Origin of the sequence: Campylobacter concisus (genome assembly GCF_003048615.2) — a bacterium.
Lineage (GTDB): Bacteria > Campylobacterota > Campylobacteria > Campylobacterales > Campylobacteraceae > Campylobacter_A > Campylobacter_A concisus_C.
In genome coordinates, this window is the sequence record NZ_CP049263.1 from 51,121 (window position 1) to 72,039 (window position 20,919).

Annotated in this window: 19 protein-coding genes and 1 pseudogene; 17 read left to right on the forward strand and 3 right to left on the reverse strand. The window is 36.1% G+C overall.

Translation table 11 applies throughout. The annotated features are described in order from the left end of the window. Nucleotides 1-19: 19 nt before the first annotated feature. Entirely contained in the window at nt 20-1,801 is a 1,782-nt protein-coding gene (locus CVS89_RS00255; protein WP_107848038.1) for a site-specific integrase, read from the reverse strand. A gap of 1,306 nt (nt 1,802-3,107) precedes the next feature. On the opposite strand from CVS89_RS00255, the gene CVS89_RS00260 reads away from it, so the two are divergent. The 4 genes from CVS89_RS00260 to CVS89_RS00275 all read left to right on the forward strand — a co-directional run bounded on the left by CVS89_RS00260 (nt 3,108) and on the right by CVS89_RS00275 (nt 6,888). After that, nucleotides 3,108-3,410, forward strand: coding sequence for a hypothetical protein (locus CVS89_RS00260; protein WP_035142770.1), 303 nt, complete (start codon nt 3,108-3,110; stop codon nt 3,408-3,410). Then, nucleotides 3,388-3,933 (forward strand): hypothetical protein, encoded by a 546-nt coding sequence (locus CVS89_RS00265; protein WP_107848039.1) that lies wholly within the window; start codon nt 3,388-3,390, stop codon nt 3,931-3,933. The genes CVS89_RS00260 and CVS89_RS00265 overlap by 23 nt, the downstream gene beginning before the upstream one ends. A 152-nt stretch (nt 3,934-4,085) precedes the next feature. Further along, nucleotides 4,086-4,448 (forward strand): plasmid mobilization relaxosome protein MobC, encoded by a 363-nt coding sequence (gene mobC, locus CVS89_RS00270; protein ID WP_084109992.1) that lies wholly within the window; start codon nt 4,086-4,088, stop codon nt 4,446-4,448. Continuing rightward, the gene (locus CVS89_RS00275) at nt 4,438-6,888 is read left to right on the forward strand and encodes an aminotransferase (protein WP_107848040.1); all 2,451 of its coding nucleotides are present in this window, start codon (nt 4,438-4,440) and stop codon (nt 6,886-6,888) included. The genes mobC and CVS89_RS00275 overlap by 11 nt, the downstream gene beginning before the upstream one ends. 58 nt (nt 6,889-6,946) lie before the next feature. Here the strand turns inward: CVS89_RS00275 and CVS89_RS00280 are convergent, their stop codons facing one another. Next, nucleotides 6,947-8,161 (reverse strand): ATP-binding protein, encoded by a 1,215-nt coding sequence (locus CVS89_RS00280; RefSeq protein ID WP_103578014.1) that lies wholly within the window; start codon nt 8,159-8,161, stop codon nt 6,947-6,949. 303 nt (nt 8,162-8,464) lie between these two features. Beyond that, a complete protein-coding gene (locus CVS89_RS10095; RefSeq protein WP_087580539.1) occupies nt 8,465-8,704 on the reverse strand; it encodes a hypothetical protein in 240 nt (79 codons plus the stop codon). Between the two features lie 4 nt (nt 8,705-8,708). Between CVS89_RS10095 and CVS89_RS00290 the strand changes: the two genes are divergently transcribed. The 13 genes and pseudogenes from CVS89_RS00290 to CVS89_RS00355 all read left to right on the forward strand — a co-directional run bounded on the left by CVS89_RS00290 (nt 8,709) and on the right by CVS89_RS00355 (nt 20,462). After that, a complete protein-coding gene (locus CVS89_RS00290; protein ID WP_258030415.1) occupies nt 8,709-9,428 on the forward strand; it encodes a transposase in 720 nt (239 codons plus the stop codon). 156 nt (nt 9,429-9,584) lie between these two features. Further along, nucleotides 9,585-10,835 (forward strand): nickel-dependent lactate racemase, encoded by a 1,251-nt coding sequence (gene larA / locus CVS89_RS00295; RefSeq protein WP_196376814.1) that lies wholly within the window; start codon nt 9,585-9,587, stop codon nt 10,833-10,835. A 2-nt stretch (nt 10,836-10,837) separates the two neighbouring features. Next, a complete protein-coding gene (gene larC, locus CVS89_RS00300; RefSeq protein WP_103574092.1) occupies nt 10,838-12,256 on the forward strand; it encodes a nickel pincer cofactor biosynthesis protein LarC in 1,419 nt (472 codons plus the stop codon). After that, a complete protein-coding gene (gene larE / locus CVS89_RS00305) occupies nt 12,228-13,001 on the forward strand; it encodes an ATP-dependent sacrificial sulfur transferase LarE (RefSeq protein WP_107892586.1) in 774 nt (257 codons plus the stop codon). Before larC ends, larE begins: the two co-directional genes overlap by 29 nt. Then, entirely contained in the window at nt 12,998-13,744 is a 747-nt protein-coding gene (larB, locus tag CVS89_RS00310; protein ID WP_103601088.1) for a nickel pincer cofactor biosynthesis protein LarB, read from the forward strand. The genes larE and larB overlap by 4 nt, the downstream gene beginning before the upstream one ends. Before the next feature lie 51 nt (nt 13,745-13,795). Then, nucleotides 13,796-14,209: a DUF2809 domain-containing protein gene (locus tag CVS89_RS00315; protein ID WP_103606159.1), complete on the forward strand. Its 414-nt coding sequence runs from the start codon at nt 13,796-13,798 to the stop codon at nt 14,207-14,209. Between the two features lie 13 nt (nt 14,210-14,222). Next, nucleotides 14,223-15,123 (forward strand): annotated as a pseudogene (ttdA, locus tag CVS89_RS00320) (L(+)-tartrate dehydratase subunit alpha). 449 nt (nt 15,124-15,572) lie between these two features. Next, the gene (locus tag CVS89_RS09875; RefSeq protein ID WP_198425265.1) at nt 15,573-15,875 is read left to right on the forward strand and encodes a hypothetical protein; all 303 of its coding nucleotides are present in this window, start codon (nt 15,573-15,575) and stop codon (nt 15,873-15,875) included. 52 nt (nt 15,876-15,927) lie between these two features. Continuing rightward, nucleotides 15,928-16,950 carry a FecCD family ABC transporter permease gene (locus CVS89_RS00335; protein WP_107848452.1) on the forward strand — a complete coding sequence of 341 codons (1,023 nt, stop codon included), beginning with the start codon at nt 15,928-15,930 and terminating at the stop codon, nt 16,948-16,950. Further along, nucleotides 16,947-17,732, forward strand: coding sequence for an ABC transporter ATP-binding protein (locus CVS89_RS00340; protein ID WP_009295486.1), 786 nt, complete (start codon nt 16,947-16,949; stop codon nt 17,730-17,732). The genes CVS89_RS00335 and CVS89_RS00340 overlap by 4 nt, the downstream gene beginning before the upstream one ends. Before the next feature lie 23 nt (nt 17,733-17,755). Beyond that, entirely contained in the window at nt 17,756-18,703 is a 948-nt protein-coding gene (locus CVS89_RS00345; protein ID WP_021086681.1) for an aldo/keto reductase, read from the forward strand. Nucleotides 18,704-18,720: 17 nt separating this feature from the next. After that, entirely contained in the window at nt 18,721-19,830 is a 1,110-nt protein-coding gene (locus CVS89_RS00350) for an ABC transporter substrate-binding protein (RefSeq protein ID WP_103578053.1), read from the forward strand. A gap of 119 nt (nt 19,831-19,949) precedes the next feature. Next, entirely contained in the window at nt 19,950-20,462 is a 513-nt protein-coding gene (locus tag CVS89_RS00355; protein ID WP_034965947.1) for a hypothetical protein, read from the forward strand. Nucleotides 20,463-20,919 lie beyond the last annotated feature (457 nt).

Below are 20,919 nucleotides of genomic sequence, written 5' to 3' on the forward strand. Positions count from 1 at the left end.
CATGCTTTGAAATTTGCCCCTATTCATTTTCATACGATACCATCTCTACTTTAGCCTTTAGTGTACTAGCGTTAATGGGCTTGGCATAAGTGTTTAGCAAAATTTTATACTGCTTTTCATGTCCTACTATCTGAGCTATAAGGTTAGCTTCTACCTCGCGCTGCACTAGATAGTCTATAAAGTAGTGTCTAAAAGAGTAGAAGGTCTTTTTAGAGTCTTTGTCTATAAACTTTCTTTGGATCTGGCTTCTAAAAATTTCAGAGAAGTCCTTATTGCTTACCTTAAATATATTTCCGCTTTTCTTGCTATTAACATATTCTAACAAACCTAGATCTATGAGCTTACTATGGATGGGCACAAACCTAATGCTGTTTTTAGTCTTGGTAGTTTTACCATCATTTGTGTTGATGTTAAAGCAGTAAATTCCATCTTTTAAGACTATATCTTCTTTATGAAGTTGTGTGATCTCTTTTATCCTCATGCCACTATAAGCAGCTATCATTGTGACGTAGTAGAGCTCACTAGCCTCTATCCTTGAACTTGGTGATTTACCACTTTGTTTGATACTAGTTACTATCTCAAAGATCTTCCTAGCTTCTGATGCTTCGTATGGAAGCACTGCCCTTTCGCTAGGGTCTATGTCTATCTTGACGTTCATTTTTGCAGTTATGCTTTTACCTATATAGCCACTATCAAAGCAGTAGTTAAAAAACTGAATAACCCTTATCATATATTTTTGGATAGTAGGCTCAGAGAGTTTATCGTCCTTTTCTCCTAGCTTAAGTATCTGAGATAAACTTTTATCTTTATACCTACTCTTTTGAGCTAGCTTAGTTGGAATTTTATAAAGAAGATCTCTAAATTCAAGCAAATTATCTCTTGTGATCTTATACACTGGCGTATCTTCTTTAAAGTATAAAAATAAGAGCTTTTTTACGCCAGTAACTAATCTTTGCGTATCTGTCGACCACTTGTCAGCTCTTTTAGTGTTTGTCTCAAATATCTCGAATGCATCTTTTAAGCTCTTTTGATCTTCTAAATTTAAAGCTGAGAATTGATTGCTAGAGCCAGATGCCACTTGCAATGCTTTTCTAATCTCATACTCTTGTGTTACTTGGGCGCTAGGATTAAAAATACTAAAGCTACTATCTTCATCTAATTTTATCTTGATATTTTTTGGTGGATTTGGATTCATTATGATATCTTCCATGCTTCTATGGCTATTATTTGTTCTTACTAGCTTTAAATTTGAGGTCGAGCCATACTTTTGATCTAGTATGGCATAAACCGTTTCGCTAATCCTCTGAGCCATAGCCTTAAGCTGTCCATCCGTAATGGGCAAACAACCACTATCTTCAAGCTCTTTTATATTTTCTTGGAATGAAGCTATGTCCTTAGCGTCAAACGAACTAGGTTTGGCATGTTTGGCTAAGTTATCGCTAGAATCATCTTCGAGAAAGTATTGCTCACGCTTATCATCAAAGAGCACGCTGCTCTTCTCAAGCTTTGATACAAGATAGTTAAGTGTTAGTATATTCTTCTCTAAAAGAGTTTGCCCTATGTTCTCTTTATCCTTACTACCAAGAGCGCCAGCAGTGTTAGTGATATTGCTTATATCCTTAATTAAAATTTGAGGTAGATCGCCATATATCAAACTTTGTTTAAAGTAGTCATTGAGCGCATTTAGAAATTCTACATCCATCTTCTTGTTAAGAAGAGAGTGCTCTTTGATACTCTTACTAAGCTTCACTTTCATAAACGAATTTACAAAAGATTGGATTATGCTATCACTAAGATTCATGTGAACCGCCCTTTTTATCAGGTAAAGATTATTATCTAGAATTTTAGCCCTTTTTCTGGCTTTTTCCAAGAGATTAGTGGATGTGGAGAAGCAAATTTCTCGCTTTTCGTTAAAAAATTTTCTGATGCTTGGAGCAAGTGTAGCTCGGTAGTAATATATACCGTTTCGCTCCCTTAAGTGTTGTCCCATATTTAATAGTCAACCGGTCAAAAATGGAACAGTTTTACGTAATGACTAAGTAAAAAATCGTCTAAAGTGCGTATTTCAGGCTTTTGTGAGCTCATATAAAAAATCCTCATAAGCCGGAGGTCGGGAGTTCAAGTCTCCCCCGTGACACCATAAATACCTAAACTACGATGTTTCTACAATATTATATTGCAGTCACCTTTCATGAAATATAGCTTAATGTTTGTAGCAAAATAAAATTTTATGTAGCAAATTCTTAAGCTTGCAGTAATTTTAACACGTTTTTGTAAAATTTTTAAAAAACAAGTAAAATTTTTTAACGAATAATCTACTATAATATAATCTGTCACTTTGCTGGGTTAAATTTTTATCATAGTTTAAATAAAATAAGTATAGATGTATAGTAGAAATGGCGTTTGTAGCTATTGAATATTGGCTAAAAAATATTTTTGATGATTATTATACATTCATACCCCTAGCGATAAAACACAAAATAGAGATAGGCTGCATAAGCATCACGAGATCCTGCGTATGTCAAATACTGGCTACCATTTATAAAGATAAAAGAGTCAGAGTATTTAAAGGCAAAATTTGAGAATTTGTTTGGAGAGTATTTGGTGCGCAATTGATGATGATGCAATAATTTTTATTTGGTAATTTTAAGATATTTGTTTCGATTCCTCATATAAATACTAGCATTAAGTAATTCATAAGTATTTTTATGCTATACAATCAATTATAAGCAAAAACCCCTTGATATATCGTGCTTTTTAAAACATAAAATCATTTTTTTATTCTACTTACTATCAAATTCATTGACTCGACTATAAAAAAAGATTATAATGCTCACAATTTTTAAAAATAAAATATTTTTAACCAAAGGAGGTTAAGATGATCAAAATTAGTTAGAAGCAGAGGTTCTGTTTAAGTGTTAGAAAAGAACCTCTACGATAAATTTTAGCGTTTTTATTGTAACCGTTCTCTACTTTTAAACTACTTAAATAAGAACTTCATTAATACCAACCATATTGAGTTTATTGGGCAAACTATAGGTATGTCTATTTTGGTGAGATGGCTATTGCTGTCTTTATAAAATTTTAAAAAGTCATAGGAGAAAAACATGGCTAATAAAAAAATGCTTTTAAATGATTTAAAAGCTATCAGAAAAAATAAAATAAAACAGGAGATTAAACAAGCATGCATTGAAGCCTTGTTTCCACAAAAAGCTACGATCAAAGAGTGCAGGCTAGTAATCGAAGATCGTTTTGGTATCAAGCTATCAAATAATGAGTTTTCCAAATGGAAGAAAGAATATGAGGCAAAAAATGCAAACCAACCCTCTGATGCATGTCATATTCTCGGTTCCAAAGAAGACGAAAAAAACGATGAGGAACTAAGCAATGGCACTAACAATCAAGAGTAGTGATACAGCAGTTGCGGCAAACGCAGTAATTGCTCTACAAGAACATATCGAAATTGGTAATAAGGTTAGTGAAAATATTAGAAATAATATTGAACTTTTTAATCAAGCCGCAGATAGCTTTGATAAAAGCTTTAAAGAAAAAATAGAACTTATAGAGCAAGGAGGTATTGAACTTATAAATGCAACAAAAGAGGTCCAAAACAACTTTCAAAATACTCTAAAGAGTGCAGATAAAACTATATCAAAGATTAACTCATCTTTTACCTCTTTGATGAAAAAGATAGCATATGTGTTAATTACCATTGTGTTTATAGAAGCACTCTTCTTTTTTGGCTACTTGTTTTATGATAGCCATAAGACAAATGAAACCAAATCTTCACTACAAAATAGGCTAGATAAAGCACTTTATAACGTGTCTAATCTTCAAGGCTTTATTATCCATATTTACAACCAAGATGGTCAAAAAGCTAGCGAGGATTTTACTAAATGGCTAAACACAAATGGTGACAGCAATGTTCAGTAGCAAGCAAATTTTTCTAATAGCAAGACACATACAATGTATGACACTTCGTTTTCATACCTTGTATAATCTTGCTCTGCCGAGAGCTACAATGCTAGATGTAAGAAGCGTTAAAACGCTTCTTCTCGCTATCACATTTTATGAAAGGATATCATATGTCAAAAAATGTCAAGGATAAGGTGCTCTCCGCAAGGATCACTTATCAACAATACGATAAGTTATCTAAAATAGCTCTAGAGTTAGATATGTCAAGATCAGAAATCATTTCCTATCTTATAGATAATGGCACTGTAAATTCTGAATCCATAAAAAAGAAAGAGCTATATCCAGCAATCATTGCAAATTTTGCTAGACCTTTTAATAACATTAATCAAATAGCAAAGAAACTAAATATAGCTTATAAGACCAGTGGTAATATAGCTTTAGAAGTGATACTGCGAGCACAAGAAGATTTGTACAAAATTCAATCAGTGCTAACTGAAATTTTAAGCCTAATAAGGAGTAGATATGATAGTTAAGATCTCAAAGGGAGAAAAAGGCATAGCTGATTATCTAAAAACTGGCAAGAAAAGAGATTCAAAGCTAACTAGAGATGAAAAAGATGATAGATTGCCACTGGCTGGAAATTTAGATCTTATCGAGATGTCTGAAAAGCACCAGAGCAAGAAAAAGAATAAGAAACATAACTACTATCATATATCCTTGTCATTTACTTCAGAGGAGTGGAACAAACTATATGAAAGTGGCAATATAGATGAGCTTATAATAGACTTTCTCAGACTCACTTTCCCAAATCACGACATAGATGAGCTACTTTTTTATGCTGAAGCTCATCTGCCTATAATCAAAGAAGAGCCATATATTCCTCGCCCAGAAGGGGCACTAGAAAATAGAACATTAAACAAGAAACATAAAAATGGTGAACCACTAAAAAGAGAGCCTCATGTTCATCTAATAGTCTCTTTTGAAAATATGAAATTTACCCATAGTGTAAAAACCGGTGGAGTTATATATACAAAAGGTGCAGCCAAGCAACAAATAAAAGCTGTTATGGCTAAATCAGCAGAAAAATTTAAAAGAGTAGTTAATGACATCTTATCTAACAAGTATGGATTAAATAATATAGAGCCTTTAAGTATAGATGAAGACCAATTAAAAAAGCAATATGAAAGCTTTAAAAGTGCAGCACAAAAGGTTAAGAAAGGCAAAGAAAAAGATACGCAGATGAAGATAGAAACGGATGTAGTGATCGAGCCAAAAGCAAATACAAAAGAGCACAATATAAGTGTTGAAGAGCTACTAGCTGATGCTAAAAATTCTACAGCTGATTATATATTAAGAATGATAGAAGAAGATGAGAGTTTCAAAAAAGACTACTATGATAGGGCAAAGAGACTTAATGCAGTGGATATAAGGGAATTTTTGCCTATGATCAATGCAAAATTTAACATCACCGCAAAACCTGAAATGGTAAATGACAAATATAAAGTAAGAGTGGATGGTTTTAATGGAACTTATAATCTAACTGACCTAATGTGTAAGATAGTCTATAATGGCAGAAAAGGAGCATTATTTCACGTAGTTAATGAGCTAGAGCAAATGCTTATAGAGCTTGAGGCCAATAAAAATGAGCCAAAGATAACATTAAGTGTAAGTAGTGACTTTAGCACACAAAATCAAGACTCAAAAACTCAAGTGTTAAATAGCTGGAAAACGATACAAATAGAGCCATACAATCTAAAATCAATACTTAAAAACTATTCAGCTATATCAGTGGCAAGTTTCAAAGATAAAAGTGAAGAAGCTAGCAGTATTGATGGCATAACTCCTACGCTTATATATGATATAGATAGCCCCAAATTTACTGCAAATGATGCTCAAAATTTACTACAAAGTAAAGGAATAAAAGGCTTCATATACCCAACGACCTATCAAGCGCCAGACACAAAAGTAGAGAAATTTAAACTCATCATACCCACAACAGATGCTCCAAGCTTAAATGAATATGATGAATACATAAAAGAGATAACAATAGAGCTTGGGTTATGTAACATAGTAAATAACTCCAGCCTATATCCTAGTAAATTTCACTACACTCCAGTGCCAGGATCTGAGGTTGTAAGCATTAGTGGAAAAACTTTTGATAATACAAGAGCCATTGAAGATGCTGGCTTAAAAACAGATATTAATAATATGGATATTAAAGCCATATATGAAGATTTACAAAATCTAAGAAAATATGAGCTTGGTCATGAAACAAAAGATACCAACTCACATATTAAAAGAACAAGCTACCAAGCTATATCATCAAAGATTCCGATAAAAGAGTTAATAGAATACTTTGAAGAAAACACTATGGTTAAAAAATATGAAGATTGTCAAATACTTTTTAATAATAACAGTAGATATCTATACTTGCCAGAAGAAAACACAGCCTATTCTTTTAACCAAAATAGACACTATACTCCATATATCTACATTAGAGATAAATTTTATGAAGCAGCTAGAAAGATAAAAACTGGATTTTATGATGATGATCTCATTCAAAAGCTAAGACTTAAACAAAATGAATATAAAGGCTTCGTAAAAGGTATCGATGATCATCTAGATATAAATAGATACTATTTAGCTTTTATAAATAGAACTGAAAACTTTAAAAAATATCTATCGAATATAGCTAAGACTAACTATAAAGGCTTAATTTATAATATAAAAACATATATGAAAGATTGGCAAGATATGCAAGGTTTTAATAAGCTAAAGGAGCGTTATAGAACAGATAAGATATATCTAACAGAAGATCATATATTATTTGGTTCACTAAAAATAACAAAGCAAGAGCTATACGATCAAGGACTTGATAAGAATTTTGGAGTAGAGCAATCAAAACAACAATCAAATGAGATAGAGGGCAAAGAGCAAAATGTGAAGTCAGAGTATGATGGTTTGGGAAGGTAGATTATCGTAAGCTGTTATAGAAGACAAATTATTAGCATTGTATCTTCTTGTCCTTCTCTCATCCCATAAAACCAAACGGCAATGCAAACATATCATCATCTAGCTTCATAGCCGTATCTCCAGCATAAAAAACTATGCCTTTATCAAATTTGCTTTGTAAATTTTCTTTTAGATGGTAGATATGCTTAAAGTCATCTTTACTGATAGTTTTTGAGGACTTGACCTCTATGGCTATGAGTTTGCCTGATATCTCAAGGATAAAGTCTATCTCTTTTTGATCACTCGTTCTATAGTAGTATATATTTGCTCTTTTTTTGCTACTGGTATTTGCTTTTAGTAGCTCATCAAATACAAATGTCTCATATATGGCGCCTTTATAAGGAGAATTCGCAAGCTCTTGCGCTGATGAAATTTGAAGTAAATGTGCCAGCACCCCTGTGTCGGTAGCAAAAATTTTAGGAGTTTTTATAAGTCTTTTTAGGGCGTTATTAAAATACGGCTGAAGCTTTTGGATCTGGTATGTATGCTCCAGCACGCTAAAATAGCTATCAAATGTCTTATTATCAAGCCCAGACTCTAGACATAGCTCGTTTTTGTTAAAGATATTGCCGCTTCTTAGCATACATAGGCGGTACATAGTGATAAATTTATCCATATTTCTGATGTTGCCTATCTCTTTGGCATCTGATTCTATATATGTTCTTATATATGAGCTAAACCAGAGATATTTTGATTTCTCTGAGTCTATCTTTGTGATCTCCGGGTAGCCGCCGTTTATGATCTTTTCAGATAAGCCGTCGTTGTCATACTTCTTTAGCGCTAGATGGCTTATATCGCCACTTAAAATATCTATCAAATTTTCATCACTATGGCTTAACTCTTTTTGAGAAAGCGGATAGAGTTCCACTATGCCTATCCTACCAGCCAAAGAGTCCGAGATATCTTTAAAGCCTTTTAAATTTGCAGAGCCAGTTAGTATAAACTGCCCGTTTGTTCTATCTTTATCTACAAATTCTTTTATTGCTAAAAGCAGTATGGGCACTCTTTGTATCTCATCTATCACGATAGGCTTCTCGCAATGCTCTATAAAGCCTTTTGGATCGTTTCTTGCGGATTCATATATATTAATATCGTCAAGCGTTACGTAATTTGGTATATCTAAATTTAAAGCAAGGGTTGATTTGCCAACTTGTCTAGCTCCGCTTATCAAAAGCACAGGAAAGCTTTTCATATACTCTTTTATTTCGTCGCTTATGGCTCGTTTGATGTACATAGTATTTTATCCTTAAATATTTAGGAGTATAATACTATGATTTATATAAATTTACAAGGATGGTTTGGTTAAGATAATTGTATATTTAAATTTAATTCGAACTAAAACTGGCAAGATTAAGTCAGTCACTGTGATTTTCCATCACACTGAGTATTTTATTGGTAGAGTTTTAAGCAATATCACCTCAGATTTTCATATTGACAAATGGCAGTCAAATTTTACCTCAAAAGGAGCAGCACAATAACCATTTTTGGAATATTGCACAGGCTCTTTTATACTGCGACCTAACTTCCCAATAAATTTTTACCTCATAACTTTATCCAGTAGTGATTTATAGCTATCCACTACGTCATAGACCACGCTATCGTTGCTTATAGCCTTAAAATGCTCCTTTGCGCAGTGGATTTTGGACTCTTCGACTTGGCGAAGCTGCATAGAGTTCATAGACCCTTTAGTCTCCGCGACAAAATAAATATGCTTAATATCTCCCTCATAAAATGCAATCGCCCTAAAAAGACAAACCTCTCCAGATACATCAGTCATATATATAGACGAATTTAAAGGAAATATAGAAAAAGAGAAATATCAGCTAGCGATGTATGATAAAAACCGTAAACTAGTAGATATATTAAGAAATAGACATTCACAAACAATAAAAAATATAATAAACGAATTTGAAATACAACCACAAGTAGTTGTAATGGATATGTTTAAGCCATTTAGAAGCATAATAAATAGTAATATAGTTCAGGCCCAAATAGTAGCAGATAAATATCATGTAATAAGACAAGGGATATGGGCATTAAGAGATTTAAGAGTAGAATTATTTAACAAAGACAATGAAAAGTATAAGAAGTTAAAAAAATATTGGAAAATACTAAGTAAAAGCCCAATAAGTCAGTTTAGTCAAAGACAAAAAGAAATATTAAAAGAGATATTAAAAGTAGATAAGACATTGAAAAAGATGTATAGAATAATAAAAGAATTTTACAAGATGTTTGAGAGCAAGACAGTAAAGACAATGAGAAGGAGAATAGAGCAATTAATTGAAAAATTGAGAGTATTTAATATAAAGCAAAGTATAAAACTAGCAGATACAATAACAAGTTGGAAAAAAGAGATAATAAATATAGTAGAATATAAAATAAACAATGGGTTTATAGAAGGAAATAACAACAAAATAAAAGTAATAAAAAGAGTATCTTATGGACTAAGAAACTATGAAAGATTTAGAAAATTGATATATTTACGTCTTTGCAATAGATAGAGGTGTTTTTACACCCCCACTATTGACAAAGAACCATAATAAATTTTATCCGCTCTATAAATTTAAAAATTGAATACCCTTTTTACATACATTTAAAAGAAAAATTTATATATAATCCTAAGATAAAAAATTAATAATTATACTTAAGGAGCAAACGTGCAAATTCCTATTCGCTACGGCAAAGATGATATCATCGACCTAAGCGTTCCGGAAAAAAATTTACTGGGAGTTTTTAACCCCAACCCCGTGGCTAAATTCGACGAAGCAGCGCTTATCGCAAAGGCTTTAGCAAATCCAATAAACCAAAAGAGCTTTGATGAGTTTATCGCTGGCGATGAAAAGATCGTTATCATCGTAAATGACGGCACAAGACCTACGCCAACTGCTAAAATTTTAAAGCAAATTTACCCAAAGCTTCGCGATAAAAATAAAATTTTCATCATCGCCACTGGCTGTCACAGAGAGGGCACGCTAGATGAATATAACATGATATTTTCTAAAGAAATTTACCCAGAGATCAGAGCTAAAAACGAGGTTCACGACCACGACTCAAAGCACGATGAGATGGTCTTTTTAGGCGAGAGCAAAAACGGTACGCAGATGTATTTAAACAAGATCGTGGCTGAAGCTAAAAAAGTGATCGTCATAGGTTCAGTCGAACCCCACTATTTCGCAGGCTACACCGGCGGTAGAAAGGCCTTTTTGCCAGGCACTGCCTCATACGAAAGCATCACGCAAAACCACAAACTAGCACTTAGTCCTGACGCTCAGGCGCTGCGCCTTGAGGGCAACCCTGTGCATGAAGATATGATCGATGCGATGAAAGTTCTTTCAAATATCGACGTATTTTCTATACAAACCGTGCTTGATAGCGAGCACGGCGTCTATTATGCGAGTGCTGGCGATCTGAACGATAGCTTTTATGACTGCGTAAAAAAGGCCGATGAGGTATTTTGCGTAAATATCCCACAAAAGGCTGACATCGTGATCTCTGTGGCACCATATCCTATGGATGTCGATCTTTATCAGGCGCAAAAAGCCCTAGATAACGGCAAACTAGCGCTTGCAAAGGATGGAATTTTAATAATGGTCGCAAAATGCCGCACAGGCATCGGTCCAAAACCTTTCTTTGAGCTTATGGCATCGGCCGATACGCCAAAGAAAGTGCTAGAAAAGATAAATTCTGGCTTTAAGCTTGGTTATCACAAGGCTGCAAAAATGGCTGAAATTTCGCTTTGGGCGCAGACTTGGGCTGTGACTGATCTAAGCGACGATGAGATGAAAGCTGTGCATCTAAAGCCGTATCACGACCTACAAAAGGCCGTAGATGAGGCACTGGCACAAAAAGGCAAGGACGCAAAAATAATCATCTTGCCGTTTGGCTCTATGACCGTACCTAAGGTGTGAGTTTGGCTAAAATTTTATACTATGACGCTAGCTGCGGTATTAGCGGCGATATGAATTTAGGCGCGCTGGTGGATCTGGGCGCGGATTTTAGCTATCTTTGCGCCGAGCTTGCTAAGCTAAATTTAGCTAGCGAATTTTACCTACGCAAGCGCAAAGTGCTAAAATGCGGTATCTCTGCAACCAAAATAGACGTCGTTTGCGCGGCAAATCCGAGCCAAATTCCGCTTGGCCTCTTAGGCGCTAAATTTAGCCCGCGTCAAAATTTAAACGGCAAAATTCACGGCGCCGAATTTAGAGCGGATAAGCCCGCCCAAAACCATCCGCGTCCGCGAAATTTCACGCAAATTTTAGAGCTTATCGAGGGTTCTAGCCTAAGCGCTTTCGTAAAAAAAACGGCAAGCGAAATTTTTAGCGTTATCGCGCAGGCCGAGGCCAAAATCCACGGCACTAGCGCAGAGCAAGTACATTTCCACGAAGTGGGCGCCGCGGACAGCATCGCGGACGTAGTGGGTGCGGCTATTTGCTTGGAGGCCTTGGGTGCGCCGCAAATTTTTGCTTCGCCTATCGAGCTTGGCGGCGGTTTTGCGCACTGCGCTCACGGCAGGCTGACCGTACCGGCGCCTGCGGTTTGCGAAATTTTAAAAGGCGCTCAAGTAAGCCTAGGGCGAGCGAATTTCGAGATGACTACGCCCACAGGAGCGGCTATTTTAAAGGCCTGCGCACTAAATTTAAGGGAACAAGACCGCCGTGAGTCGCCGCGAAATTTTAAAATTTTAAGCACGGGCTACGGCGCTGGCGATAAAGACGTCGCAGATTTTGCCAACGCGCTTCGCGTGATACTTTGCGAAACGAGCGAGGATTTAGGCTTGAGAGATGAGCCAAATTTGAGCGTGCAGATCGGCTATGGCGAGCTTTGCGAGCGGATTTTAATCTCCACTAATATCGACGACATGGACGCCGAGAGCTTTGCCTTTGCGTGCGATATTTTGCGAGATAGCGGCGCGCTGGACGTATTTAGCAGGTCTATTTTTATGAAAAAGGGGCGCGCGGGCTTTGAGCTAAACGCGCTGTGCCGCAAGCAGGACGCCGCGCGGATAAAGGGGCTAATTTTCGCGCATACGACGGCGATCGGAGTTAGAGAGTGCGCCGTGAGGAAAACGGAGCTTGCGCGCGAGTTTTGCGAGGTAGAGACTAAATACGGCAAAATAAGGCTTAAAATTTCGCGCGGCCGAGTTTGCGGTTTTAACGCCGAACAAAATTTAACGGACGAAAATTTAGCCCGAAATTACCCCGAAATTTTAAAAATCAAGCCCGAATTCGAGGACTGCAAAAAAGCCGCGCAGAGATTTCAAACGACGATCCGCGAGGTTAGAAACGAGACTTTAAAAAAATATGACGAAACTAGAAATTCTAAAAAATGATATAAAAAAGCTAGGAAATTTAGCCGTTGCATTTAGCGGCGGCGTGGATAGCTCACTACTGCTAAAGGTTGCTGCGGACGTGCTTGGCGAAAATGTGCTAGCACTCACGGTAAAATCGCCCTATATGTCTTTGCGCGAGATAGATGAGGCGGTAGAATTTGCTAAATTTTATGGCATCAGGCACGAGGTATTTGAGGTAGGCATCGCTGATGAGATAAAGCTCAATCCGCAAAATCGCTGTTATCTTTGCAAAAAAGCAGTTTTTTCAAGGCTTCTTGCTCGTGTAAAAGAGCTTGGATTTACAAATTTGGCTGACGGCACAAACAAAGACGATCTTGGCGAATATCGCCCAGGTTTAAAGGCAAAAGAGGAGCTTGGTGTGCTTTCGCCTCTAATAAATTTACGCAAATTTGAGATACGCGAGCTCTCACGTGAGCTAAATTTAGCAACAGCAGACAAGCCAAGCTACGCATGCTTGCTAACTCGTTTGCCGCATGAAAAAGAGATAAGTGTGAGCGATCTAAATTTAGTAGAGGCGGCTGAAAATTTACTGATAAAAAGCGGCTACGCAAATGTGCGAGCAAGGCTTGATGATAAAAAAATGAAACTGCAAATGCCGTTTTCTAGCATGCAAAGCTTTTTAGACGACGTGAAATTTAAGTCTATCGTTAAGGAGCTAGTTGCACTTGGCGCGGCAGAGGTGACGCTTGATCTAAAGGGGCTTAGAGAGGATGTTTTGGCATGAGCGAGGCTGAAATTTTAGAATTTATCGCCAGTATAAAAAATGGCAAGATGAGCGAGCAAGATGCGCTAAAGTATCTAAAAAACTATCCATTTAATGACATCGGATGTGCTAAGATCGACACTCAGCGTGCTTTACGAAATGGTACTGGTGAGGTGATATATGGGGCAAATAAAACAGATGATGAAATTTTGCAAATTGCTAGTGCGATCGGCGAAAAAAATGAAAATATTCTAATCACAAGAACAAATGAGAATGTTTTTGAACGCATACGTGAGATCTTTCCGCAGGCAGATTTTAATGCTCGTGGCAGGGTGATTAGCGTCAAATTTAAAGAACTAGCACCCACAAAAAGCTACATCTCGATAGTCTCTGCCGGAACTGCCGATGGTGCAGTCGTGGAGGAGGCCTATGAGACGGCAAAATTCTTAGGCAACGATGTGAGAAAATTTACCGATGTTGGTGTGGCAGGACTACATAGGCTGGTCGCAAAGCTCGATGAGATACGTGGTGCAAAGGTCGTCATCGCCGTTGCTGGTATGGAGGGCGCGCTAGCTAGCGTGTTAGCAGGCCTTGTAAGCTCTCTAGTGATCGCAGTGCCTACCAGCGTGGGATATGGGGCAAATTTTGGCGGAGTTGCGGCACTGCTAGCCATGCTAAATAGCTGTGCAAACGGCGTCAGCGTCGTAAATATCGACAACGGATACGGTGCTGCGTATAACGCTAGCCTGATAAATCATCTATAAATTTATGCTTGCGTAGCGGCGGATAAATGAGCTAAATTTAAGGAAAAAACGTTGCAAGAGATAAATTTAGGCGATCAAATAAAAACGCAAAGACAAAGCGTACGAACAAGACTAGCCTTTTTAGTCGCGGCTGGCGTGATCTTGGCGGTCGAAATTTACATCGCAGTTTGCGTAAAGGGCGGCTTCGTGCGCCATTATCTGGGCGATGTTTTGGCGGTTATCTTGCTTTACGCGTTTGTGAGAGCTATATTTAGCGCGCCGCCATCAAATTTAGCGCTTAAAATTTTTGCCTTTGCGGCAGCTTTGGAACTTGTGCAGTATTTTGGCGTCGTGCAAATTCTAGGCGTAGAAAATAAAATTTTAAAAGTAATAATCGGCGGAACGTTTGATTTTACCGACCTGCTCTGCTACGCTGTGGGCTGCGTCCTGGCGAGCGCTTATGAAAAATTTGAAAGTAAAATTTAGCAAAGGAGAGGCGATGGATAAAGAAAAAGCCGTGCAAAAGATGACTGAGGTCATGGCGAAATTCGTCGGCTACACGGGCAAGGTGCTGCCAGACGACATGACGGCGAAGCTGCACGAGCTCGCTGAGCGTGAAACGCAACCACTGGCAAAAGAGATCTATAAAACGATGTTTGAAAACCAGCGCCTTGCAAAGCAGCTAGACCGCCCGTCCTGTCAGGATACGGGCGTGATCCAGTTTTTCGTCCGTTACGGCGCAAATTTTCCGCTAATTGGCGAGCTTGAGGAGCTGCTACGAGAGGCGGTGCTGCAAGCGACTCGTGAAGCCCCCACTTCGCCATAACAGTGTCGAGACGTTTTACGAGTACAACACCGGCAAAAACGTCGGCAAGGGCACGCCGAGCGTATTTTGGGAGATCGTGCCAAATAGCAGCGAGTGCGAGATACACACCTATATGGCGGGCGGTGGCTGTAGTCTGCTAGGTAAGGCAACCGTACTGATGCCCGGCATGGGCTACGAGGGAGTCGTGAAATTCGTCATGGACATAATGACCAGCTACGGCATAAACGCCTGTCCGCCGCTATTAGTGGGCGTTGGCGTGGGGACTTCGATCGACGTGGCATCCTTGCTATCTAAAAAGGCGCTGATGAGACCGCTTGGCTCTAAAAATTCAAACGAACGTGCCGCATTAATTGAAAAGTTGCTAGAAGATGGCATAAATAAAATAGGTCTGGGCCCACAAGGCATGAGTGGTGCAAGCTCCGTGATGGGCATACATATCGAAAACTGCGCCCGCCATCCAAGCGTCATAGCCGTTGCTGTAAACGTGGGCTGCTGGTCGCACCGCAAAGGGCATATCGTCTGGGACGCTGATCTAAATTTTGACGTAAAATCGCACAAGGAGTTTGCGCTATGAGTAAGAAAATTTTAACCACGCCTATAAGCGCCGAGGATCTTTCAAATATCAAAATCGGCGATGTGATCTATCTAACGGGGCACATCAGTTTGTAGATTTGGCTAGCACACAAAGAGAGCTAGCAGATGAATTAGGAGCTAAGTTTTTAGAATTTTGTAGTTCATACCTAAATTAAAAATGTGTTATTGCCAAAAGTGAATTTACTTACCAAGAATCTTTTTTGCCAGCAAGCCTAACTATCGAAGCCTACACTAAAAAACCGACTGCTAACACAACAATGGTAGATGCGTACATTGGTAATGTGCATTTTAGGTTAAATTATGATTATGTATATGAAGAGTATGATGATGATCATTTTAAAGATGAATATGCGTATCAATATCTTGACTTTCAAATATAACAAGTGCTATAATACAATCAAGTTACATTTAAAGAAATGAGGGTAAATCATGGCAAACGGAGATTATGAAGTAACTCATAATAGGATTCTTAATAGTGTAAAGAAAAAATATCATTCATACAAAGGTAAAGTAGGCAAGATTGCTGATAATATAATAGACAGAAATTTTAAAGCTGATAAGCCGTTACAAAAATGGAGTACTGATGTATCTCAATTTAACTTTTCATGGAGTAAATGCAACATTTCACCAATACTTGATATGTATACAAATGAAATAATCTCTTATGACTTATCCTTAAGTCCTAATTTAGAGCAAATATCTAAAAAAATTTTGTTAACTTCTTTATATTGAGGATAGGAGACTATATAAAAGATTTTTACTATTAATTAGAAAGAGTGGATAAATGGGGAAAGGTTTCTTTAAGAATAAAAAATTATGCATATTGGTTCTCTTTGTATTGCTATTGCTTTTAATACTAACTTGTATTTGTTTAGGAAGATATCAGGTTAGCCCCTATAAAGCATTTATGATTATATACAAAACAATAACCGGAGATGTTAGCGGCTTAGATGTACATGAAACTAGTGTAGTAATTGACATAAGACTACCTAGAATACTTATGGGAGTTTTAGTAGGTGCAGGGCTATCACTGGCAGGAGCAGCATATCAAACTGTTTTTTCAAACCCTTTAGTTAGCCCGGACTTACTAGGGGTGTCTTCAGGAGCAGGTTTTGGGGCGGCTTTATCTATATTATTATCCCTAGACATGATAGTGACTCAGCATGTTTCTTTGCTTCTGGGGCTTTTAGCAGTTTATATAGTTTTAAACCTATCCAGAGTAAAAAAACGAACAGATTTGTATGTGTTAGTTTTATCCGGAGTAATTGTAAAGTCACTATTTGATGCTTCAATATCATTTATTAAATATATAGCAGATCCGGAAGATAAGCTTCCAACTATCACTATGTGGTTGCTGGGAAGTTTAGCAAGTGTATCCTATAGAGATCTTGTTATTTGTTCAATAATAATAATACCTTGTATTTTCGGCTTCTTTCTATTAAGGTGGAAATTGAATCTTTTATCTCTAGATTCTGATGAGGCTAGGTCTTTAGGAATTAATGTAAAAAAATTACGTATTGTGGTTATCTTACTCTCAACATTGATAACTGCAACTACAGTTTCTGTATGTGGAATTATAGGATGGATAGGTTTAATAATTCCCCATTTGGCGAGAATGGTTATCGGAAATGATAATAGGTATCTTATTCCAACTTGTTGTGTTATGGGAGCAATTTATTTATTAATGATAGATACCCTTTCAAGAGCAGCTACAAGCAATGAAATTCCCATTTCAATATTAACAGCATTTATAGGTGCGCCATTATTCATAACTATACTTAGAAAGAATTCGGGAGAAAGAAGATGATACTCCAAGTTAAAAAAGGTACTTTTTCATATGACAAGAGAAAAATTTTAAAAGATATTTCATTTGATTTAAAAGAAGAAGAAGTAATGTCCATTCTTGGACCCAATGGGGTGGGTAAAACTACTTTCTTAAGGTGTCTTATGGGATTTTTAAAATGGGACACGGGAAAAGCCTTATTGTTCGGCAAAGATATAAATGAATATGCAGAAAAAGAATTATGGGAAAACTTAAGTTATGTTCCTCAAGTTAAGAAAAGTGTGTTTAGTTATGGGGTTTTAGAAATGGTTGTGATGGGTTTAGACAAGGAAAACAGTTTTTTCCATATCCCTACGAAGGAAGATTATGATAAAGCTTATGAAACTTTAAAAGAATTAGGAGTTGAAAAGCTATCAAATAGATACTGTGATGAGCTATCCGGAGGAGAGCTTCAAATGGTTATGATTGCGAGAGCTCTTGTTTCTAATCCAAAACTTCTTATTTTAGATGAACCGGAGTCAAACCTGGATATGAAGAATCAAATTAGAATCATAGAGGCAATTAAACATATAAATGTAAATAAAAAATCTGCTTGCATAATAAACACTCATTTTCCTAGTCATGCATTGCAGATATCTGACAAAACTTTGTTTATCGGTAGTGACTACAAAACAACCTTTGATGAAAGTTCGAAAGCCATTACTGAAGATAACTTACAAAAGTATTTTCAGATCAAAGCTAAAATTTTAATTTTTCAAGCAGAAGAAGTTGAATACAAAACAGTTGCACCTTATAAAGCCATATAGAACTGTTAGAAGGAGGTTAATGAATGGAATATAGAAAATTAGGATCTACAGGCATACAAATTTCAAGAATATCTATGGGAAGTCATCACTTAAAGAATCCCCAAGATATAGATAAACATGCAGAAAATTTCTTCTATGCATATAAACAAGGAATAAATTTCTTTGAAACCGGCGATACTTATGGAAACAATTGTTCAGAACTTATATTAGGTGCAGCCATAAAAGAAATGAAGAAGCATAAAAAACCATTTTATATTATGTCAAAGACACATGCCGGAGATTCTAAAACATTTCGAAAAAATCTTGAAAATTCTTTGAAGAATTTAGGAATAAGTTGTATTGACTCCTTTACTTGTCTTTGGGGTGTAAAATCTTTTGAAGAATGGAGAGGAGCTAAAAACTATGGAGCTATAAGAGAGATGGAAAAAGCAAGAGAAGAAGGACTTATTAAGCATATTACTTTTTCTTCACACTTACAAAATAAAGAACTAATTGAGATGATTGGGGAGTATAAATTTGATTATAGTTTACAGGGCTTTAATATAATTAATTCCAAATACAGATTAAAAGGAATAATGAAGACTCATGAAAAAGATATAGGGACAATAGCTATGAATCCGCTGGCAACAGGAGACTTGTTGCTTTATGAAGATATATTTAACGCTATTCGTATAAAAGAAGACCAAACTTTGGTTCAAGCGGCATATGCATATATTCTGTCCTTTCCTTTTATAGATTCTGTACTGGGAACCTTTAATTCAAAAGATGAAATTAATGAAGCTATTAAAACCCTATATCAAGAACCTTACTCTGCTAAAGAAAGGAGTGAACAAGAAGGAAAATTAAAAGAAAGAATTAATCAAGTTGATTTAGAAAGAAAGATAGAAGTTGGCAAAGCTCTTAGACAAAGACCTCATATATTAAGAGAAGAAGTTGCAGATTTGTTTGGAGTTTATCCACTAAGTGTATAATTTTCAAAGGAGGAAAAATGAAAAGAAGGATTAGTTTATTATTATTTTTAGTACTAGCATTAATTTTAAATGCTTGTGACGGCAGCTCTCAAAGTAATAAAAATGAAATCAGTGAAAACAAGGAAAAAGAAGCTAGTCAAGTGCGAGAAGTTAAAGAGGTAAAAGAAAGCGAATACTCGGTTACTGATGTTAGAGGAAAAACGATTAAATTTGAAAAAACACCGGAAAGAATTGCAACGGTGGACAAGCCTCTTCCGTCTATAATATATGCAATTGATGGAAAGACAGATAAAATTGTAGGATGCAACCCATCTTCTATTAAAGCTTTTGAAGAAAGTGTTTTAAAAAACATGTATCCACAACTAGCTAATGCGAATACTAAATGGTGTTCAAAAGACTCAGTTGTTAACGTGGAAGAGTTATTGAAGCTAAAACCGGATGTAGTGTTTATTTATTCGAATATTGAGAAAGAAATTGAAAAAATGGAAGCTGCAGGACTTAAGGTAGTAGCTTTAAAGAGGGCAGAATTTGACAGTATAAAAGAAAATATAAAAATGATATCTGAAGTACTTCAAAAGAAAGAACGTGGCGACTTATTAGTTGAATATATGGACAAAGGAATTAATGAAGTAACATCAAAGTTAGCTGAAATAAAAGATGAAGATAAACCAAAAGTTATAGAGTTTTATAGTGACATGAAAATAGCTGTAAAAACATACGACCATTGGATGAAACCAAGTGGAGCCTATAATCCGGCCCACGAGCTTAAGGGTAAATTGGCTGAAGTGGACATGGAGCAGATGATTGTATGGAACCCTGATATCATTTATTTAGGAAATCATTCAGACTTAATGCCGGAAGACTTTATTGAAAATAAGCAGGAAGGTAGAGACTGGTCAACAATTAAAGCTGTAGCTAACAAACAAGTATACAAAATTCCTATAGGTGTTTATAGGTGGGATCCTCCTGGGGTTGAAACTCCGCTTACAGTTAAATGGGCTGCAAAAATACAGTATCCACAATTGTTTTCAGATATGGACATGGAAGTAGAGTTAAAGAATTTCTTTGAATATGTATATGATTACAAATTATCAGATGATGAAGTTGCTACAATATTGAGGAAGTAGTTTTAACAAGAAAGGAAGAAACATGGATAAATAAAAGTATTAGAAATATGATTACAAATTATCAGATGATGAAGTTGCTACAATATTGAGGAAGTAGTTTTAACAAGAAAGGAAGAAACATGGATAAAATAAAAGTATTAGAAAAAGGACATGAATTAGAATATAGCTTTGATGATTTACTAAACTATCATGGTGTAGGTTATCCCGGGGGAGTAGCTCATGCATTTCAAGTCATGAGTAGAGCCTTTCCACTTTTAGATGATGGGAAATTATTAGAAAGAAGAGAGATATATCTTATTACAGCATTTCCGGGACCGGGAGGGCTAGATGCTTTTGAAATGGTAACAAGATGCGTAACAGGTGGTAGAATTTCCGTTGATATTAATTTAAAAGAAGCTGAAGAAGTCTTAGAAAGTCCCCATGGAAGATATTATTTTAAATTCAAGTATAGAGATAAAACAGTCGTTATAACCATAAAGCCAGGTTTTGTACTAAAAGAATTTATTGAATTATCAAGAAAAGAAGATAGAAGTGAAGAAGAAGAGACTACTTTGATTCAGATGAAAAAAGATATGGCAGCAAGACTATTGGCCGCTAAGCCCGAAGAAGTATATAACGCAAAAGTTCTATAAAAGAAAAAGAGAAGGGTTTTGATATGTGCCCTCTTTACTGGACAAACCAGTAAGGAGGGTATTTTTTTGAAAATAAAGATGCGTTTGAGTTATTAGTGTTTGGTTCTTATGGAAAAAATACAGTAATTTTTTAGGCTGTATAATAAATATGGGGTTTTAGGGACTATCCCTAACGAGGTATTTTTGTCTGACTTGTCGGACAAAAAGTATCCTCGCCCAGATGAAATACAAGATGGCTTTTTGATAGCAAATACCATATATAGAATATATATGCAAGCTGGTTCAGGTTATGCTTTTCGTTGTTTATTGATCCGTTTAAGATAAATAAAATAACATATAGCAAAATATTAAAAAGTCATAAAATTAAGCATAATTTCAGAATCTTAAATAACCTTAAATTATAAATCAACCTTTACTATTTATGTTAACAATCCCATCATTCTAAATAGTTTACTAC

Coding starts and splice junctions, on each gene's coding strand:
- CVS89_RS00335 (WP_107848452.1), top strand. CDS start 15,928: ATGGGGAAAGGTTTCTTTAAGAATAAAAAATTATGCATATTGGTTCTC.
- CVS89_RS00340 (WP_009295486.1), top strand. CDS start 16,947: ATGATACTCCAAGTTAAAAAAGGTACTTTTTCATATGACAAGAGAAAA.
- CVS89_RS00345 (WP_021086681.1), top strand. CDS start 17,756: ATGGAATATAGAAAATTAGGATCTACAGGCATACAAATTTCAAGAATA.
- CVS89_RS00355 (WP_034965947.1), top strand. CDS start 19,950: ATGGATAAAATAAAAGTATTAGAAAAAGGACATGAATTAGAATATAGC.
- larE (WP_107892586.1), top strand. CDS start 12,228: ATGACGAAACTAGAAATTCTAAAAAATGATATAAAAAAGCTAGGAAAT.
- CVS89_RS00350 (WP_103578053.1), top strand. CDS start 18,721: ATGAAAAGAAGGATTAGTTTATTATTATTTTTAGTACTAGCATTAATT.
- CVS89_RS09875 (WP_198425265.1), top strand. CDS start 15,573: ATGGCAAACGGAGATTATGAAGTAACTCATAATAGGATTCTTAATAGT.
- CVS89_RS00275 (WP_107848040.1), top strand. CDS start 4,438: ATGATAGTTAAGATCTCAAAGGGAGAAAAAGGCATAGCTGATTATCTA.
- CVS89_RS00255 (WP_107848038.1), bottom strand. CDS start 1,801: ATGAATCTTAGTGATAGCATAATCCAATCTTTTGTAAATTCGTTTATG.
- larB (WP_103601088.1), top strand. CDS start 12,998: ATGAGCGAGGCTGAAATTTTAGAATTTATCGCCAGTATAAAAAATGGC.
- CVS89_RS10095 (WP_087580539.1), bottom strand. CDS start 8,704: ATGACTGATGTATCTGGAGAGGTTTGTCTTTTTAGGGCGATTGCATTT.
- CVS89_RS00260 (WP_035142770.1), top strand. CDS start 3,108: ATGGCTAATAAAAAAATGCTTTTAAATGATTTAAAAGCTATCAGAAAA.
- CVS89_RS00280 (WP_103578014.1), bottom strand. CDS start 8,161: ATGTACATCAAACGAGCCATAAGCGACGAAATAAAAGAGTATATGAAA.
- mobC (WP_084109992.1), top strand. CDS start 4,086: ATGTCAAAAAATGTCAAGGATAAGGTGCTCTCCGCAAGGATCACTTAT.
- CVS89_RS00265 (WP_107848039.1), top strand. CDS start 3,388: ATGGCACTAACAATCAAGAGTAGTGATACAGCAGTTGCGGCAAACGCA.